16 protein-coding genes are annotated in these 17,820 nt (G+C 67.9%); 6 read left to right on the top strand and 10 right to left on the bottom strand.

All coding sequences use genetic code 11. The features are described from left to right. Positions 1–19 precede the first annotated feature (19 nt). The 6 genes from urtE to ramB all read right to left on the bottom strand — a co-directional run bounded on the left by urtE (position 20) and on the right by ramB (position 6,404). Positions 20–712, bottom strand: coding sequence for an urea ABC transporter ATP-binding subunit UrtE (gene urtE / locus E7742_RS14985; protein WP_137799655.1), 693 nt, complete (start codon positions 710–712; stop codon positions 20–22). A 2-nt stretch (positions 713–714) separates the two neighbouring features. Beyond that, complete coding sequence (gene urtD, locus E7742_RS14980) at positions 715–1,515, bottom strand: urea ABC transporter ATP-binding protein UrtD (RefSeq protein ID WP_137799654.1); 801 nt, start codon at positions 1,513–1,515, stop codon at positions 715–717. Then, on the bottom strand, positions 1,512–2,606 hold the full coding sequence (urtC, locus tag E7742_RS14975) for an urea ABC transporter permease subunit UrtC (protein ID WP_137799653.1): 1,095 nt from the start codon (positions 2,604–2,606) through the stop codon (positions 1,512–1,514). Before urtC ends, urtD begins: the two co-directional genes overlap by 4 nt. Then, complete coding sequence (gene urtB, locus E7742_RS14970; protein WP_137799652.1) at positions 2,603–3,487, bottom strand: urea ABC transporter permease subunit UrtB; 885 nt, start codon at positions 3,485–3,487, stop codon at positions 2,603–2,605. Before urtB ends, urtC begins: the two co-directional genes overlap by 4 nt. Positions 3,488–3,520: 33 nt before the next feature. Continuing rightward, positions 3,521–4,789: an urea ABC transporter substrate-binding protein gene (gene urtA / locus E7742_RS14965; protein ID WP_137799651.1), complete on the bottom strand. Its 1,269-nt coding sequence runs from the start codon at positions 4,787–4,789 to the stop codon at positions 3,521–3,523. A gap of 205 nt (positions 4,790–4,994) precedes the next feature. Next, on the bottom strand, positions 4,995–6,404 hold the full coding sequence (gene ramB / locus E7742_RS14960; RefSeq protein ID WP_137799650.1) for an acetate metabolism transcriptional regulator RamB: 1,410 nt from the start codon (positions 6,402–6,404) through the stop codon (positions 4,995–4,997). Positions 6,405–6,757: 353 nt separating this feature from the next. Here ramB and E7742_RS14955 point away from each other — a divergent pair, with 353 nt between their 5' ends. From E7742_RS14955 to E7742_RS14930, 6 genes are all read left to right on the top strand, one after another. Further along, entirely contained in the window at positions 6,758–7,633 is an 876-nt protein-coding gene (locus E7742_RS14955; RefSeq protein ID WP_137799649.1) for a hypothetical protein, read from the top strand. A gap of 448 nt (positions 7,634–8,081) precedes the next feature. Next, on the top strand, positions 8,082–9,371 hold the full coding sequence (gene aceA / locus E7742_RS14950; protein WP_137799648.1) for an isocitrate lyase: 1,290 nt from the start codon (positions 8,082–8,084) through the stop codon (positions 9,369–9,371). Between the two features lie 90 nt (positions 9,372–9,461). Then, positions 9,462–10,358, top strand: a complete 897-nt coding sequence (locus E7742_RS14945; protein ID WP_137799647.1) for a 3-hydroxybutyryl-CoA dehydrogenase — start codon at positions 9,462–9,464, stop codon at positions 10,356–10,358. Positions 10,359–10,473: 115 nt separating this feature from the next. After that, a complete protein-coding gene (gene metE, locus E7742_RS14940) occupies positions 10,474–12,762 on the top strand; it encodes a 5-methyltetrahydropteroyltriglutamate--homocysteine S-methyltransferase (RefSeq protein WP_137799646.1) in 2,289 nt (762 codons plus the stop codon). 127 nt (positions 12,763–12,889) lie between these two features. Then, positions 12,890–13,930: an NAD(P)-dependent alcohol dehydrogenase gene (locus tag E7742_RS14935; protein WP_137799645.1), complete on the top strand. Its 1,041-nt coding sequence runs from the start codon at positions 12,890–12,892 to the stop codon at positions 13,928–13,930. Positions 13,931–14,027: 97 nt separating this feature from the next. Continuing rightward, positions 14,028–14,249, top strand: coding sequence for a hypothetical protein (locus E7742_RS14930; RefSeq protein WP_137799644.1), 222 nt, complete (start codon positions 14,028–14,030; stop codon positions 14,247–14,249). A 24-nt stretch (positions 14,250–14,273) separates the two neighbouring features. Here the strand turns inward: E7742_RS14930 and E7742_RS14925 are convergent, their stop codons facing one another. The 4 genes from E7742_RS14925 to E7742_RS14910 form a co-directional block, all read right to left on the bottom strand. Continuing rightward, positions 14,274–15,134, bottom strand: coding sequence for a polyphosphate kinase 2 family protein (locus tag E7742_RS14925; RefSeq protein ID WP_137799643.1), 861 nt, complete (start codon positions 15,132–15,134; stop codon positions 14,274–14,276). Between the two features lie 57 nt (positions 15,135–15,191). Beyond that, complete coding sequence (locus E7742_RS14920; RefSeq protein ID WP_137799642.1) at positions 15,192–16,568, bottom strand: ABC1 kinase family protein; 1,377 nt, start codon at positions 16,566–16,568, stop codon at positions 15,192–15,194. A 78-nt stretch (positions 16,569–16,646) separates the two neighbouring features. Next, on the bottom strand, positions 16,647–16,976 hold the full coding sequence (locus E7742_RS14915; protein ID WP_137799641.1) for a DUF4873 domain-containing protein: 330 nt from the start codon (positions 16,974–16,976) through the stop codon (positions 16,647–16,649). A 48-nt stretch (positions 16,977–17,024) separates the two neighbouring features. Continuing rightward, on the bottom strand, positions 17,025–17,768 hold the full coding sequence (locus E7742_RS14910) for a TetR/AcrR family transcriptional regulator (RefSeq protein ID WP_137799640.1): 744 nt from the start codon (positions 17,766–17,768) through the stop codon (positions 17,025–17,027). Positions 17,769–17,820 lie beyond the last annotated feature (52 nt).

Genomic DNA, 17,820 nt, shown 5'->3' with positions numbered 1-17,820 from the left:
GAGGCATGGGGGAGGGGGGTCAGATGGCCATGGCGGTGCGCACGGCGTCCTCGGCCCCGGCGCCGCCGGTTCCCGAGGACGTGACCCGGCCGGACTCGAGCACGTAGTAGCGCTCGGCGGAGTCCAGCGCGAACCCGATGTGCTGTTCCACCAACAGGACACCGAGGCCGCCGCGGCGGGTGAGTTCGACGATCGCGGCCTCGATCTCGGCCACCACCGACGGCTGGATACCCTCGGTCGGCTCGTCGAGGACCAGGACCCGCGGTTCGGTGATGAGCGCTCGCGCGATCGCCAGTTGCTGGCGCTGGCCGCCGGAGAGCAGACCGGCACGCCGGTCGAGCAGCGGCTCGAGGGCCGGGAAGAGCGCGAGTTGCTGGTCGACGAGGGCCTTGCCTCGTCTGCGGCCGTCCGCGATCACCTGCAGGTTCTCGCGGCACGTGAGCTGTCCGAAGGACTGCTGGCCCTGGGGGACGTACGCGAGGCCGCGGGCGACGCGCGCGCTGGGCCGCAGTCTGGTGACGTCCGCGCCGTCCAGGAGCACCTTGCCCGACGTGGTCTTCGCGAGGCCGACGGCGGCCCGCAGCAGCGTGGTCTTACCGGCGCCATTGTGGCCCATCACCGCCGCGACGCCGTCGGTGGGGACGGTCACGGTGACGCCGTGGACGATCTCGGTGCGGCCGTACCCGGTGTGGATGTCGACGAGTTCGAGCATGGTCAGTTCTCCTCGAGTACGGCGCCGGCCGCGGTGCCCAGGTACACCTGCTGGACCGTCGGATCGGACTGGATCTCCTCGACGCTGCCGTCCGCGATGACCTTCCCGCGCGCCAGCACCGTCACCGACGTCGCGAACGCGCGCATGAAATCCATGTCGTGTTCGACGACGACGACCGTGCGTTCGGCGCCGATGCGGCGCAGCAGGTTTCCGGTCTCCTCGCGCTCGTCGTGGCTCATACCGGCGACCGGCTCGTCGAGCAACAGCACGTCGGCGTCCTGCACCAGCAGCATCCCGATCTCGAGCCACTGCTTCTGCCCGTGGGCCAGGATGCCGGCGGGCCGGTCCCGCAGATGCGTGAGTCCGACGGTCTCGAGCGCCTCCTCGATCTGCGGGAGCACGCCCCTGCGGCGGCGCAGCAGCGTCAGCGCGGAGCGACCCGCGCCCGCGGCGATGTCGAGGTTCTGCAGCACCGTGAGTTCCTCGAACACCGACGCGGTCTGGAACGTGCGGCCCACCCCGGCGCGTGCGATCTTGTGCACCTTCCGGCCCAGCAGCTCGACGCCGGACTTGGTCACCGACCCGGTGGCCGGCACGAGCCCCGTGATCGCATCCACCAGCGTGGTCTTGCCGGCGCCGTTGGGGCCGATGAGGAAGCGCAGGTCGCCTTGGAAGAGGGTGAGGTCCACGCCGTCGACCGCGGTGAAGCCGTCGAACGTCACCCGCAGGTCGCGGATCTCGAGGTACTGACTCGACATGCCGGCGTTGCCGCCGAGGGCCGGGCCGGTGTGGGTGGGCGTCATCGCGCCACCTCCATTTCACGGGCGGGTTCGGGTTCCGGATCGGGTGGGGTGACGACGGTGCGTCGTCGTCGCAGCAGCCGGCCCAGCCCGGCGATGCCGGCGGGGAAGAACCCGATGACGACGATGAACAGCAGGCCCTGCGCGTAGGTCCACGCCGACGGGAAGTTCTCCGACAGTGTCGTCTGGGCCCACGCGACACCGATCGCGCCCAGCACCGGGCCGAGCAGCGTGGTGCGGCCGCCGATCGCGACGCCGATGAGGAACGCGATCGACGGCACGATCCCGACGTCCGAGGGGGAGATGATGCCGACGATCGGCACGAACAGCGCGCCCGCGATGCCGGCGAAGAACGCCGCGACCGTGTACGCGACCACCTTGACGTTCGCGGGGTCGTAGCCGAGGAAGCGGACCCGCTCCTCCTGGTCGCGAACCGCGACCAGGAGCTCACCGTAGCGGGAGGTCATCAGTTGCCGGGTGGCCGCGACCACCAGCAACAGCACCCCGGCCGCGATGAAGAAGAGCATCCGTTTGTTCGCCGGATCGGCGAGATTGAACCCGAAGAACGTGCGGAACCGGTTGAGCCCGTTGGACCCGCCGATCGACTGCTGGCCGATGAGCAGGATCGCGAACGCGGCCGCGAGTGCCTGCGACAGGATCGCGAAGTACGCGCCCTTGACCCGACGTTTGAAGACCCCGAGCCCCAACAGGAAGGCGACGAGGGCGGGCACGACGAGTACCGCGGCGAGTGCCGTGAACGGGTGCGCGAACGGGGTCCAGTACGCGGGGAGTTCCCGGATGCCGGCGATCTGCATGAAGTCGGGCACCGCGTCCCCACGCAGCTCGGCGTCCGCGATCTTCAGGTGCATCGCCATGATGTAGGCGCCGAGCCCGAAGAACACGCCCTGACCGAGGGTGAGCATGCCACCGCGGCCCCAGGCCAGGCCGATGCCGACCGCGACGATCGCGAAGCACAGGAACTTGGCCAGCAGGTTGAGACGGAAGTCCGACAGCAGAGCCGGGGCGAGCCCGAACAGGACCACCGCGGCGACGGCGAATCCCGCCCACGCCCGGTAGCGACTGAGCACGGTCATACGAGGCTCCTTGTCTTGGCCACGAACAGCCCCTGCGGGCGCACCTGCAGGAAGATGACGATGAGCACGAACACGATCACCTTCGCGATCGATGCGGTGGTCGAGTACTCGATGAACGAATTGAGCAGTCCCAGCGCGAACGCGGCCATCACCGCGCCGGCCAACCGGCCGAGGCCGCCGATGACGACCACCAGGAACGCGTCGATCAGATACGACTGCCCGATCGTCGGACTGGTCGAGCCGATCAGCGTCAGCGCCACCCCGGCCACGCCGGCGAGACCCGAGCCGATGAAGAACGTCGTGACATCGGTTCGGCGGGAGGAGATTCCGCTGGTCTCGGCAAGGTCGCGGTTCTGCACGACGGCTCGGATCCGGCGGCCCGTCGACGTCTTGGCCAGGACGGTGGACAGTGCCGCGACCGCGACGACCGCGAGCACCAGGATGAAGATGCGGGTCTTCGGTACGACGGCGCCGAGGATCTCGACGCCCCCGGACAGCCACGACGGGGCGACGACGTTGACGGCGGGGGCGCCGAAGATGTCACGCGCCAACTGCTGCAGCACCAGGCCCACGCCGAACGTCACCAGCAGCGTGTCGAGCGGACGGTGGTACATGCGCCGGATCAGCGTGGCCTCGAGCAGCACCCCCATCAGGCCGCCCACCACGAACCCCACCAGCAGCGAGAGCACCAGGGAGGCGCCGGCACTCGACACCACCTGCTGCACCACGTACGCGGTGTACGAGCCGGCCATGATGAACTCGCCGTGGGCCATGTTGATCACGCCCATCTGGCCGAACGTCAGCGACAGGCCCAGTGCCGCCAACAACAGGATCGACCCGATGCTCAGGCCGGTGAACAGCTGCCCGACAACCACATCCATAGGGGCCCGCCCTTCCTCGTCGTCTTTCGTGAGTCAGCTACCCGAGCCGGACAGGCCTTTCGCCCAGTCGTAGCTCTCGAGGTACGGGTCCGGCTGGATCGGGCCGTCGGACTCCCACACGGTGTAGATCAGGCCGTCGCCGCGGATCTCGCCGATGCGGGCGGTCTTGGTGATGTGGTGATTGTCGCCGTCGATCGTGACCGGGCCCTCGGGCGCCTGGAAGGTGACGCCGTCGGCCGCGGCCTGCACGTCCGGCACGGCGAACGAATTCGCCTTCTCGACGGTGTTCTTCCACAGGTACACCGACGTGTACGCGGCCTCCATCGGATCCGACGTGGGCTTGTTCGCGCCGTACTTCGCCTTGTACGCCGCGACGAACTTCGTGTTCTCGGGCGAGTCGACGGTCTGGTAGTAGTTCCACGCGGTGAGCTGGCCGGTGACGTTCTGCGCGCCGATGCCGCCGACCTCCTCCTCGGCGATCGACACCGAGACCACCGGCATGTCAGCGGCTTTCAGGCCAACGTTCGCGTACTCGCGGAAGAATGCGACGTTGGAGTCGCCGTTGAGCGTGTTGAAGACGGCGTCGGCGTCGGCGGCCCGGACCTTGTTGACGATCGTCGAGAAGTCGGTGGAGCCCAGCGGGGTGTAGTCCTCGCCCTTGATCTCGATGCCGTTGGCGGCGGCGTACGCCTTGATGATGCGGTTCGCGGTCTGCGGGAACACGTAGTCGCTGCCCACCAGGTACAGCGACTTGACGCCCTTCTCCTTCAGGTAGTCCAGGGCCGGGACGATCTGCTGGTTGGTGGTGGCGCCGGTGTAGAAGATGTTGGGCGAATCCTCGAGGCCCTCGTACTGGACGGGGTAGTACAGCAGCGCGCCCGCATCCTCGAACACCGGTAGCATGGCCTTGCGGCTCGACGACGTCCAGCCGCCGAAAACCGCTGCGACACAATCGCTGCTGATGAGCTTCTCGGCCTTCTCGGCGAAGACCGTCGGCTCGGACGCGCCGTCCTCGGCGACGATGCGGATCTGCTTGCCGAGCACCCCGCCGGCCGCGTTGATCTCCTCGACCGCCAGCGCGATCGAGTCGCGGACGGTGACCTCGCTGATCGCCATCGTGCCCGAGAGCGAATTGAGGGACCCGACCTTGATCGTGTCGCCCGACGTGTCGACGCAGGAGGCGGCGGACGTCGCCCCGGCGGCCGAGGTGTCGGACGCCTTGCTGCCGCAGGCGGTGAGGACCAGGCCGAGCGCCGCCAGCGCGGCAGGGGCGGTGAGAGCACGCTTCGAGAACGTGGGCATGGACGAGCCTTTCCGTCGAGAGAACGGCGCTGAGCTGCGCGGAGGTACGTATACGACGCTGTATCCGTGACTGGAGACAGTAGGCGGAAGTTGTTGCGCCGGAATGTCTGTGCGTCACGAGTTGGTGTCGCGTATTACGCACGCATGAACAGGAGCTCACACGCCTCGACGGACGAGGTTCGGGTGGGGGAGAAGGTGCGCGGGGTCAGCGCACGGTGTAGGGCGACACCGAGCTGCGGTGCTCGTTGATGTCGAGTTCCTTGCCCAGCGGCGGGAACGCCCGCTGCGGGCAGTTGATCCGCTCGCACACGCGGCAGCCGGCGCCGATCGGGGTGGCGGTGCTGCCGCCGAGGTCCAGGCCGTCGGCGTACACCACCCGCGGTGCGTGCCGCAGTTCGCAGCCCAGACCGATCGCGAACGTCTTGCCGGGCTGGCCGTACCGCTGCGCGCGGCGCTCGACGGTGCGCGCCACCCACAGGTAGTTGCGGCCGTCGGGCATCTGCGCGATCTGCGTCATGATCTTGCCCGGGTAGGCGAAGGTCTCGTACACGTTCCACAGCGGGCAGGTGCCGCCACTCGACGAGAAGTGGAAGCCCGTGGCGGACTGACGCTTCGACATGTTTCCGGCACGGTCGACCCGGACGAACGACCACGGCACGCCCCGCTGCTTGGGGCGCTGCAGCGTCGAGAGCCGGTGACAGATGGTCTCGTAGCTGATCGCGTAGAACGCGGACAGCCGTTCGATGTCGTACCGGAAGTCCTCCGCGATCTCGTGGAACTGGCCGTAGGGCAGCACGGTCGCCGCCGCGAAGTAGTTGGCCAGGCCGAGCATCGCCAGCGACCGCGCCTCGTCGGACGTGAAGTTGCCCTCGTCCACCAACTTGCGCAGCAGGTCCCCGCATTCGAGGTACGCGAGTTCGGTCGCGAACTTGAACACCTGCTGCCCACCGGACAGGGCCGGCGAGATCTCGAGCAGCCGGGTCTCCGGGTCGTAGCGGTGCAGCACGTTCTCGCCCAGATCGATGCGGCGCACGATCTGCACGTCGTGCAGGTTCTCGAGCCGGCGTGCGATGCCCTCGGCGATGTCGCCGCGGTGGAAGCGCAGACGGGCGGTGAGCTCCTCGGCGGCGGTGTCGAGGTCGTGGATGTAGTTCTGCCGTTGATAGAAGTAGTCGCGCACTTCCTCGTGCGGCATCGTGATGGACCCGCTGCCGCTGCCGTCGCTGAACCGGTCCTCGGTGGCCGCGGCCAGCTGCGCGGACGTGTTGCGGTAGCGGCGGTGCATGTTCACCAGCGCCTTCGCCAGACCCGGGTGCGACGAGACCATCTCGGCGATCTCCTGCGCGTCGGCGTCGATGCCCATGTCCTTGTCGAGCGCGACCTCGCGCAGTTCCGCGATCAGCCGGGTGTCGTCCTGGGACGAGAAGAACGTGGTGTCGACCCCGAACACCTCGCTGATGCGCAGCAACACCGGCACCGTGAGCGGCCGGACGTCGTGCTCGATCTGATTGAGGTAGCTCGCGGAGATCTCCAGCGTCTTCGCGAGCGCCGCCTGGCTCAGGCCGCGCTCGGTCCGGAGCTGACGCAGACGGGCGCCGACGAAGGTCTTGGACATGAACCCAGGGTACGAGCGTGCTGCTAACCGTGCAAAGGGTTCGTTAGCAGTTCCCGTGAACCGACCGTCGGTCACGTTTGGCGAACAAGTCTTGACATCTCGGGGACTGTGGAAAATGCTGAGCGGCAGTCAGTGTGCGTTTTGTGTAAGACATTGATTGCCAGGCAGTTCGGGGCGCGCGGCGGGGGCTCACGCGTCCTGAGCGAACACACGCGGGCACCCGCCGCCGGACGGCGGGACCCCCGGTCTGCGCTGCCCTCCGACCCGAGCGCGGTCCGTCCCCAGACATCCGTGGCAGCAGAAGCAGGACCGAGCACGACCTGTCACACGACGAGGGTTCGCCAGAGGTCACCATGATCTTCACGTCGAGGCGTCGCGCGCGCGGCGGACTCCGTTCCCCGACGCTCTCCTCGCCCGCCGAGTCGGTCGAGACGGTCCAGACGGTCGACGACGCGCTCGTCGGCGGGGACGCGGACGCGGCGCCGGCGCGCCCGGAGGGCTCCGACGGCGACGTCGGCTGGGGCGGCCGCGAGGACGACCCCGACGCTATCTCGGTGACCGCGCGGTGGCTGGTGCTCACCACCGACCTCACCCACGGTTTCGCCCGCGCGTTGCTTCCCGAGTCGTGCGCAGTGCCCGACGTCCCGCAGCTTGCCGTGTGGATCGTCGAACCGCTGTCGGCCGACTCCGACTCCGTCGGCGTGCCGAGCGGCCGTTTGTTCGCCGGGATGTCGTGCAGTTGCCTGCTGCCGGGCGAGCAGGACGAGAGCGCGTTCACCTCCGACCTGTTGGTCGGCGCCCCCCTCGACGAGGGAGACCGCGACCCGTTCGGGCTGCCCGACCTGCCGCAGACGTCGCTGAGCCTGGTGAACGGCGTCGGCGGCATGGGCTTCTCGATCTCGCCGACCGACGGGTCCGGCCGTGGAGTGGTCGGCCGGGTGGATCTGGAGGAATGCGGTTCCGGACCGGTGCAGTTGACACCGGACTGGCTCGCCTGCCAGTCGTGGCGCTCCGACTTCGGCAGCGACGGAGGGGCACAGCCCGACGGCGAGGGCGCCGGGCTCGTGCACACCCAATGGGAGGTGACGCGGCTGTCGCCGATCGTCAGCGGCTCGGCGGTGGTCGAATGCGCCGAGTTCGGGTCGCACTCCTACGACCTCTCGGCGCAGGGTGCCGCGCTCGACGCCCGCTACGGCTACGCCCGCGTGGCGATCGTCGGCCGCCGATAGGTGCCCGGCCGCCCTCTCGGGGCCGCCTCGAGGTGTCTGTGACCCGCCGTGCCGTTCGTTCCGGTGTGCGGAACCACCGCACGGTCTTGTGATTGCCCTCACAAGTGCTCCGTGTCCGCCGGCGGGCGAGTGTTGCGACGCCCTGTCCGGCGTGTCCGATTTCACCTTTCGTGCCGATGTCCGATTTTCGGGCGAACGCCGAGGTAGAAGCCTACTTGCCGGTAACTTCGTTTCCTACCGATCGGTAACCCAAGCGCATGCTTGGCCGCTTGATAATTAGCAAGCTTCGCAGATTGAAATGAAAACCTAGCGAAGATTGGCATTAGCAACAGGTAGACGACCGTTTTCGTCTGTGCCATTGTCGGTTGGTACATCCGAACGGCCTGGCAATGGTGCGAAGCAGTACGCCCGTACCGGCCGTAGCAGCAGAGAAGAAGTGGAGCTTTCGATGTCGACCACCGGCACCCCGAGGACCGCAGAAGAGATCCAGAAGGATTGGGACACCAACCCTCGCTGGAAGGGCGTCACGCGCAACTACACGGCCGAGCAGGTCGTCAAGCTGCAGGGCACCGTGGTCGAAGAGGCCACCCTCGCTCGTCGCGGTTCGGAGATCCTCTGGGATCTCGTCAACAACGAGGACTACATCAACTCGCTCGGTGCTCTCACCGGCAACCAGGCCGTCCAGCAGGTCCGCGCGGGCCTCAAGGCCATCTACCTCTCCGGCTGGCAGGTCGCCGGTGACGCGAACCTGTCCGGTCACACCTACCCCGACCAGTCGCTGTACCCCGCGAACTCGGTTCCGCAGGTCGTCCGCCGCATCAACAACGCGCTGCTGCGCGCCGACGAGATCGCCAAGGTCGAGGGTGACACCTCGGTCGACAACTGGCTCGCTCCGATCGTCGCCGACGGTGAGGCCGGCTTCGGCGGCGCCCTCAACGTCTACGAGCTGCAGAAGGCCATGATCGCGGCCGGTGTCGCCGGCTCGCACTGGGAGGACCAGCTCGCGTCGGAGAAGAAGTGCGGCCACCTCGGTGGCAAGGTGCTCATCCCCACCCAGCAGCACATCCGCACGCTGACCTCCGCTCGTCTGGCCGCCGACGTCGCCGACGTCCCGACGGTCGTCATCGCCCGCACCGACGCCGAGGCCGCCACGCTGATCACCTCGGACGTCGACGAGCGCGACCGCGAGTTCATCACCGGTGAGCGCACCGCCGAGGGCTTCTACCACGTCAAGAACGGCATCGAGCCCTGCATCGCCCGCGCCAAGGCCTACGCCCCGTACTCCGACCTCATCTGGATGGAGACCGGTGTCCCGGACCTCGAGGTCGCCAAGAAGTTCGCCGAGGCCGTCCGCAGCGAGTTCCCGGACCAGCTGCTGGCGTACAACTGCTCGCCGTCCTTCAACTGGAAGGCGCACCTGGACGACTCGACCATCGCGAAGTTCCAGAAGGAGCTCGGCGCGATGGGCTTCAAGTTCCAGTTCATCACCCTGGCCGGCTTCCACTCGCTCAACTACGGCATGTTCGACCTGGCGCACGGCTACGCCCGCGAGGGCATGACCGCCTTCGTCGACCTGCAGGAGCGCGAGTTCAAGGCTGCCGAGGAGCGCGGCTTCACCGCGATCAAGCACCAGCGTGAGGTCGGTGCCGGCTACTTCGACTCGATCGCCACCACCGTCGACCCCAACACCTCGACGGCTGCCCTCAAGGGCTCCACCGAAGAGGGCCAGTTCCACTAGGCCTCTCGACCTCTCGGGAGGGGTCGGTGGGGTGTCCTCCTACGCCGACCCCTCCGGGGAACCCGACCTCCACTTCGAAAAGGAGCTGACGTGACCAGCGAAAAGATTCAGCGCGTCGGCGTGATCGGCGCCGGCATCATGGGTTCCGGAATCGCCGAGGTGTGCGCTCGTGCACACATCGACGTGCTGGTGTTCGAGCAGACCCGCGAGCTCGCTGCGGCGGGACGCTCGCGCATCCTGCGCTCGCTCGATCGCGGAGTGAGCAGTGGCAAGATCACCGAACGCGAGCGGGAGCAGGCCGCCTGGCGGCTGCGCTTCACCTCCGACCTCGGTGACTTCGCAGACCGGCAGCTCGTAGTGGAGGCCGTCGTCGAGGACGAGAAGATCAAGAGCGAGATCTTCACCGAACTCGACGAGATCGTGACGGATCCGGACGCGGTGCTCGCATCGAACACGTCCTCGATCCCGATCATGAAGCTGGGTATCGCGACCAAGGCGCCGGAGCGCGTGATCGGGATGCACTTCTTCAATCCGGTTCCCGTCCTCCCGCTCGTCGAGCTGGTCACGACGCTCAAGACCAGCCCCGCGGTGTCCGCGCGGGCGGAGACGTTCGCGAGCGAGTTGCTCGGCAAGCAGGTGGTGCGGTCGGCGGACCGGTCCGGTTTCGTCGTCAACGCGCTGCTGGTGCCGTACCTGCTCTCCGCGATCCGCATGGTGGAGTCCGGTTTCGCCACCAAGGAAGACGTCGACAAGGCGATGGTGCTCGGATGTGCGCACCCGATGGGTCCGCTCGCGCTGACCGATCTGGTGGGACTTGACACCGTCAAGTCGATCGCCGACTCGATGTACGAGGAGTTCAAGGAGCCGCTGTACTCGGCCCCGCCACTGCTGCTGCGGATGGTCGAGGCAGGGCTCGTCGGCAAGAAGTCGGGTGCCGGCTTCTACGAATACGCCGACAACGGCCGTGCCACCAAGAAGGCAAGCTAGACAGCACTTTACGGCAACACCAGCCAGCTCCTCGGCGCCCGTGTGCCTTGTCCGCACTCTCGGCAGCGGACAGGGTGCACGGGCGCGAGGCGCTTGAAGGGAAAGGTCGATCCGCATGTCCGCCGCAAACACCGCCGGGTACGGATCCAGTGTCCTCGGATACCCGCGCATCGGGCCCCGCCGTGAACTCAAGCGGGCCCTCGAGGCCTACTGGCACGGCACCGGCTCCCAGTCCCAACTCGTCTCCGTGGCACGGGAACTGCAGGAGCAGACGTGGAGTGAGCTGGCCGCGACCGGGTTGACCCAGGTTCCCGGAAACACGTTCTCCTACTACGACCACGTGCTCGACAACGCGCTGCTCTTCGGTGCGGTGCCCGAGCGGTTCGCACCGCTCGAGAGCGAACTCGATCCCCTCGACTTCTACTTCACGTTGGCCCGCGGCCGGCCCGACTTCCCTCCGCTCGAACTGGTGCGGTTCTTCGGGACCAACTACCACTACCGCCAGCCCGAACTGTCGGAGAACTCGACGTTCGAATTGCGTTCGGCGACAGTGCTCGACGAGTTCGAGCGGGCCAAGGCGCGGGGTATCGAACTGCGTCCGGTCGTTCTCGGACCGGTGTCGCTGCTGCTGCTGTCGAAGGTCGCGCCCGGCTCCACTGCCGAAGGATTCGCGACACTCGACCTGCTCGACCGGCTGCTGCCGGAGTACGAGAAGTTGTTCGCGCAGCTCGCGAAGGCCGGCGCGACGTGCGTCCAGCTGGACGAGCCGTGCTTCACCGAGGATCGCACCCCGGAGGAGCTGGCGGCGCTCGGCCGCGCCTACGAGAAGCTCGCGCACGCTCCGCTGCGCCCGCGCATCCTCGTCACCGGGCCGTACGGCTCGCTGGGGGAGGCGCTGCCGATTTTGGCCGCGACCCCCGTCGAGGCCCTGGGGTTGGACCTGGTCAACGGCCGCATCACCGCCGAGGATCTGGCGAAGATCCCCGGGATCCGGCGCAAGCGGATCTACGCCGGCATCGTCGACGGCCGCAACGTGTGGCGCGTCGACCGGTTCAACACGCTCACCTACCTGAACCAGATCAAGGACGTCACCCCGGACCTGGTGGTCTCCACCTCGTGCTCGCTGCTGCACGTGCCGTACGACGTGCTCATGGAGTACGACATGCCCGGGGACGTCGCGGACCGGCTCGCGTTCGCGAAACAGAAGGTGGGCGAGGTGGTCTCGCTCGCGCGCGCCCTCACCGAGGGACCGTCCGAGCGGTGGCGCAAGAAGCCGACGTCCGTGCATTTCAAGCAGAAGCACGACGTCCGCGCCCGGGTCAACGCCATCCGTCCCGAGCATCGTGTGCGCGCGCCGTACGAGGAGCGCCGGATCGCGCAGCAGGCGCGGCTGAACCTCCCGCCGGTGCCCGCGACCACGCTCGGGTCGTTCCCGCAGACGGACGAGATCCGCCAGGCCCGTTACGAACTGGGCGAGGGTCGCCTGGACTGGGACGAGTACTACAAGCGGATCCAGGACGAGATCGCCAAGACGATCGCGCTGCAGGAGGACATCGGCCTGGACGTCTTCGTTCACGGCGAGCACGAGCGCAACGACATGGTGCAGTACTTCGCGGAACTGCTCGAGGGCTACGCGTTCACCCACAACGGCTGGGTGCAGGCGTACGGCTCACGGTGCACCCGTCCGCCGGTGCTGTACGGCGACGTCCGTCGCCCGAAGCCGATGACCGTCGAGTGGATCACGTACGCGCAGTCCCTGACCGACAAGCCGGTCAAGGGCATGCTCACCGGTCCGGTCACGATGCTGGCGCGCTCGTTCGTGCGTCAGGACCAGCCGCTGCACGAGACCGCCGACCAGTTGGCGCTCGCGATCCGGGACGAGATCGCCGACCTCGAGGCCGCCGGTATCGCGATCATCCAGGTCGACGAGCCGGCCATCCGGGAACTGCTGCCGCTGCGGAAGACCGGGCGCAAGGAGTACCTGGACTGGGCCGTCGACGCGTTCCGTCTGGCCACCGGCGGGGCCAAGCCGGCGACGCAGATCCACACGCACCTGACCTATTCCGGTCAGCGGTCCGTCGTGGACGCCATCGAACGACTCGACGCCGACGTCACCGCGATCGTCGCGACGCGGTCGATCAGCTGGGTGCTCGAGGCGATCAAGGAGAAGGCTCTCACGCACGGCGTCGGGCCCGGCGTGTACGAGAGCCGGTCGGCGCGTATCCCCGACATCGACGAACTCGACGCCCTGCTGACGGAGGCCGCCGAATCGGTGGAACTCGACCGGTTGTGGGCGAACCCCGACGGCGGCCTCAAGACCCGCCACTACTGGCAGCTCGAGCCGTCGCTGCGCAATCTGGTCGCGGCGGCTCGGCGTTTGCGGCGGCGTGCCGCGCAGGGGTAGGCACGCCGGCCTGTGCAGCACGCCGGGACCGAATCGTCTGCGGATCCGGTCTCGGCGTGCTGCGTCCCCTCGCACGTGAGCGGTCGTTCGTTGCGTTCACTTCGGGAAGGGGAGTAGGCATACAGACATGATCGACGTCTCCGCCTATGCAGCGAACTCCGCAGACGGGCCCCTCGAAAAAACCACCATCGAACGCCGCGACGTGGGACCGCGCGACGTGCTCATCGACATCAAGTACGCCGGCATCTGCCACTCCGACATCCACACCGCCCGCAACGAGTGGGGCGGCACCAGCTACCCGGTGGTGCCGGGACACGAGATCACCGGCATCGTCGCGCAGGTCGGGTCCGACGTCACCAAGCACGCCGTCGGTGACCGGGTCGGGGTCGGCTGTTTCGTCGACTCGTGCCGCACGTGCGCCAGCTGCGAAGCCGGCGAGGAGCAGTACTGCCAGAACGGTGTCGTCGACACCTACAACACCGTCGGCCGCGACGGGAAGCGCACCGCGGGCGGGTATTCCACACACATCGTCGTCGACGAGGACTTCGTGCTGTCGGTCCCGGACGGGCTCGAGCTCGACGTCGCGGCGCCGCTGCTGTGCGCCGGCATCACGTTGTACTCGCCGCTCGCGCACTGGGGCGCCGGCCCGGGCAAGAAGGTCGCGATCGTCGGGATGGGCGGCCTGGGACACGTCGGCGTCAAGATCGCGCACGCGATGGGCGCCGAGGTCACCGTGCTGAGCCAGTCGCTGAGCAAGAAAGACGACGGCCTGCGCTTCGGGGCGGACCACTACTACGCGACCGCCGAGAAGGAGACCTTCAAGGCGCTGCGCGGCCGGTTCGACCTGATCCTCAACACCGTCTCGGTCAACCTGGACATGGACCGCTACCTGTCGATGCTCGCGCTCGACGGCACGCTCGTCGAACTGGGGCTGCCGGAGAACCCGATCTCCGTGCGGGGCTTCTCGCTGCTCAAGAATCGGCGCAGCCTGGCCGGATCGCTCGTCGGCGGCATCCCGCAGACCCAGGAGATGCTGGACTTCTGTGCCGAGCACGGCATCGGCGCGGAGATCGAACTGATCTCCGCCGATCGGATCAACGAGGCCTACGACCGCGTCGTCGGCAGCGACGTGCGCTACCGATTCGTGATCGACGCCGCCACGTTCTGATATCCGTCCGGTATCTCCGGTCTCTGCCCTCCCTCCTCGACGCGGCGTAGTTTCGGGTCACGGACCTCTACGCCGCCTTCGAGGAGGGAGCCGGGAGATGACGATCAACGACTTCGCCGGATGGGCCGGCTACGGGCTGGCACTCGTCGGTATCGCGCTGACAGGCCTGTTCCTGGTGGCCGCCGGAGGCGGTTTCGCCGGGTGGGCGCTGGTTGCCGGGCTGGCGGCGTTCACGGCGTTCGCGCTGTCCGCCGCGATCTTCGGCGGCGTGACCCGGCACGACCACAAGCTGCACCACAGCACCCCGCACATGCTGTGATCGGCGGGGGCGGTCGCGCCCGGTTCAGGAGCGGGCCAGGCGCTGCTTCTCGACCTCGATGTCGAACTCGGCGGGCGGCCAGTCCAGATCGAGCCGGGTGAGCGCGTCGATCAACAGTTCGGTCACCGCGATCCGGCTGTACCACTTGCGATCACACGGCACGACGTACCACGGCGCGTGGTCGGTCGACGTGCGGTCCAGCATGGCTTGGTACGCCTCCTGGTACTGCGGCCACAGCGCCCGTTCGGTGACGTCGCCGGGGTTGTACTTCCAGTACTTGTCGCGGCGGTCGAGGCGCTCGGCCAGTCGGCGCTTCTGCTCGTCCAGGGAGACGAACATCGCGACCTTCACCAGCGTCGTCCCGTTGTCCACCAGTTCGCGCTCGAACTGGTTGATCTCGGCGTAGCGGCCGCTCCACACGGTCGGCGGCACCAGGTCGTGCACCCGCACCACCAGCACGTCCTCGTAGTGCGAGCGGTCGAACACCCCGAGCTGCCCGCCGCGGGGCAGCGCCTTGTTGATGCGCCACAGGTAGTGATGGCGCTTCTCCTCCTCGGTCGGCACCCCGAACGCGGCGTGATCGACGCCCTGCGGATCCACGTGTCCGATGACGTGCCGAACCATTCCGCCCTTACCGGCGGTGTCCATGCCCTGCAGGATCAGCAGGACCGCGCGCTGATCTCCGGACCGGCCGTTGGCGTACAACTTCTCCTGCAGCGCGGACAGCACCGCGCCTCGTTCCTCGAGCAGGCGCTCGCCGTCGGACTTGTTGCCCACGAACCCGGGCGTGGCCCGCGGATCGATGTCCGCCACCTTGGTGTGCGGACCCGCCCGCAGGGCCTCGACGGCGGGGGTGGTCCACAGGTCGTTCGCGTCCGCAGCCATGGACAGAACTGTGCCACAACGCAGTACGTTCGTCCGGGCATCGCCCGGCCGGACGCCTCAGCTGCGACCGGACCGCCACTTCTCCTCGGCGGCGCCGAGCTCCGTCGCGGGCGCCGCGTCGTACACCCATTCGCGGCCGATCCGGTGCCAGTTGGCGCTCGCGTCCAGCTGTCCCAGGACGCCGAAAGTGAGGAAGTCCGCGCGGCGCGAGAAGAGATGCTCGGGCGGCAGGTTCTGGCTCTTCATTCCGGAGAACTCCGAGGCGCGCGGATCGATCGCCAGCAGGAAACCGGTGCTCGCCATCTCGGGCGTGATCGCGATCTCCTCGTCCACCAGGTTCCACTCGGCCGCGGCGCACACGTACTCGAAGCACTCGTCGGGCGTGACGTCGGCGCCGGGCGCGATGACCCCGCGCTCGACCATGAGCGCGTACAGGTCGTCCCGGCGTCCCTCGGTGGCCGCGCGCAGACACCGCTTCTCGAACTCGACGTGCACGGGATCCATGCGATTGAACAAGCCGAAGTCGACGAACCCGACCCGGCCGTCGGCGCCCAGCAAGACGTTCCCGGGATGCGGATCGCCGCAGAACTCGTGGTGGCGGTACAGCGACCCGATGTAGAAGCGGAAGATGATCTCGCCGACGCGGTTCCGCTCGGCCTGGGGGAGCGCGCGAATCCCGGCGAAACCGGTGCCGCCGAAGAACTCGCTCACCAACACCCGCCGCGTGCTCAGCTCCGGCATGCTGTCGGGGATCGCGATGAACGGGTGGCCGGCGTACAGGCGCGCGATCTCGTGCTGCGTGCGGGCCTCGCGCTCGTAGTCGAGTTCGCCCTCGAAATTCAGGCGCAGCTCGTTGAGGAGCGCCGGGGTCGACAGGGTCGGCACCGTCGACTTCCAGATCTTGAGGAACATCGTGAGGTTCTTCAGGTCGGCGCGGATCGCCGCGTCGATGCCGGGATACTGCACCTTGACGGCGACTTCCCGGCCGTCGTGCAGCCTTGCCCGGTACACCTGACCGATCGACGCGGCCGCGACCGGTTCGGGATCGAAATCCGCGAACACCTCCGCGATCGGACGCCCGTAGTCCGACTCGATCACTGCCCGCATCGACTCGAACGACGTCGTCGGAGCCTGGTCCCGGAGCGCGGCCAGTTTGCGTTGGAAGTCCGCGCGGTGTTCCTCGGGAACCAGGTCGAGATCGAGGATCGACAGCATCTGGCCGAGCTTCATCGCCACGCCCTTCATGCTGCCGAGGACGGTGACCAACTGCTCGGCCGCGGCGATCGAGGACTTCTCCGCCAGCCGGGCGCGCACCTCCTCCGACCGACCGATCATCGACACCCTGGTGCCGGCGGTGCGGATTGCCCGGCCGGCCGCGACCTGGCCGAGTTTCGAGCCCCGCACGAGACGGGACGTGGGGACCTTGTCGGCCAACGAAGACCTCCGGGTGCGGGAGTGACGACGGACTGGGAGCACGGACACGCTGCGTCACGTGCCGCAGATCACATCACACTAGAGCAGTCCCTCGGTGTCCTCCATGACCGGGAAGGGCGGGCGGGTGACGCCGTCGACCATGTGACTTCCCCACAGGTCCAGTCCGCTGACCCGCGCGACACCGGACCCCTCGGGGGTCGCGATCGTCAGCTCCGTTCCCGCGGTCACCTCGGTCTCGGCGCCCAGGGCGCGGGTGAGTTCGCGGACGCGGCCCCGCCACACGAATCGCCCGCTGATGGGCTCGAAGTTGCCGGACAGCTCGACGTCGACGATCACGGGCGCGTGCCCCTCGACGGTGATGTGTGCGGGCCCGCGGTAGCCGTCGGGCTCGTCGGTGAATTCGGTCACACCGCCAGAATACTTGTTACTCGCGGTCACACAAGCTGTGCCAGGTGATCAGTCGTCGGCGCCCTGCTCGCGCAGCGGGTGCGGCACCGCCTTGAAGCGCGTCGGGGAACCGTTGGAGGCCGCGATGCCGGAGATGCCGCCCCACGTCATCATCACCAGGTAGTCGATGAGGTCCTCGGTCGACATCGACTGGTTGGAGATCCACCAGTGCGTCGCCAGCTGCACCGCGCCCACCACGCCGTACGCCCACGGCACCGAGCCGCCGGAGTCCATCTCCATGCTGCGCAGGCGTTCCCCGAGGACCGTCGCGAGCAGCTCCGCGATCATGCGCTCGGAGTCCGCGACGACGTCGCGGTTGGGGCCGGCACTGTTCGCCATCACGTACAGGTAGACCTCGGGGTCCGCGGCGACCGTCTCCACGTACGCCGAGATCGCGACCCGAGTGAGCTCGTACTCGTCGAGGTCCTCGCCGATCGCCTCGTACATACGCGGCGCCAGGATGGTCTCCACGTAGCGCATCATGGTCGCGCTCGTCAGGTCGTTCTTGTCGGTGAAGTACCGGTACAGCACGGTCTTGGAGACGCCGATCTCGGATGCGATGTCGTCCATGCCGACGTCGCGGCCCCGCGCCCGGATCGCCGCGATGGTGCCGTCGACGAGTTCCTCACGGCGCGCGATCTTGTGTTCGCGCCAACGTCGCTTGCGGCCGTCGGGTTTCGCCGCGGGAGCGATCGTCTCTTCGGTTGTCTGCTGCAGATCTGCGCTTTGCTTCGGCACTGGGTTTCGCCACATCCGTTCGGGGTTGATCCAGAAGATCAGCTTAGTGGGCGAGTCCGGCGTAAGT

Source organism: Rhodococcus sp. SGAir0479, from assembly GCF_005484805.1.
GTDB lineage: Bacteria > Actinomycetota > Actinomycetes > Mycobacteriales > Mycobacteriaceae > Prescottella.
Note: the sequence above shows the minus strand (reverse complement) of the source record. Positions and strands in the feature narration are given on the sequence as shown.

Coding starts and splice junctions, on each gene's coding strand:
- metE (WP_137799646.1), top strand. CDS start 10,474: ATGTCCGCCGCAAACACCGCCGGGTACGGATCCAGTGTCCTCGGATAC.
- E7742_RS14925 (WP_137799643.1), bottom strand. CDS start 15,134: ATGGCTGCGGACGCGAACGACCTGTGGACCACCCCCGCCGTCGAGGCC.
- E7742_RS14910 (WP_137799640.1), bottom strand. CDS start 17,768: ATGTGGCGAAACCCAGTGCCGAAGCAAAGCGCAGATCTGCAGCAGACA.
- urtD (WP_137799654.1), bottom strand. CDS start 1,515: ATGACGCCCACCCACACCGGCCCGGCCCTCGGCGGCAACGCCGGCATG.
- ramB (WP_137799650.1), bottom strand. CDS start 6,404: ATGTCCAAGACCTTCGTCGGCGCCCGTCTGCGTCAGCTCCGGACCGAG.
- urtE (WP_137799655.1), bottom strand. CDS start 712: ATGCTCGAACTCGTCGACATCCACACCGGGTACGGCCGCACCGAGATC.
- E7742_RS14935 (WP_137799645.1), top strand. CDS start 12,890: ATGATCGACGTCTCCGCCTATGCAGCGAACTCCGCAGACGGGCCCCTC.
- urtA (WP_137799651.1), bottom strand. CDS start 4,789: ATGCCCACGTTCTCGAAGCGTGCTCTCACCGCCCCTGCCGCGCTGGCG.
- E7742_RS14955 (WP_137799649.1), top strand. CDS start 6,758: ATGATCTTCACGTCGAGGCGTCGCGCGCGCGGCGGACTCCGTTCCCCG.
- urtC (WP_137799653.1), bottom strand. CDS start 2,606: ATGACCGTGCTCAGTCGCTACCGGGCGTGGGCGGGATTCGCCGTCGCC.
- aceA (WP_137799648.1), top strand. CDS start 8,082: ATGTCGACCACCGGCACCCCGAGGACCGCAGAAGAGATCCAGAAGGAT.
- E7742_RS14930 (WP_137799644.1), top strand. CDS start 14,028: ATGACGATCAACGACTTCGCCGGATGGGCCGGCTACGGGCTGGCACTC.
- urtB (WP_137799652.1), bottom strand. CDS start 3,487: ATGGATGTGGTTGTCGGGCAGCTGTTCACCGGCCTGAGCATCGGGTCG.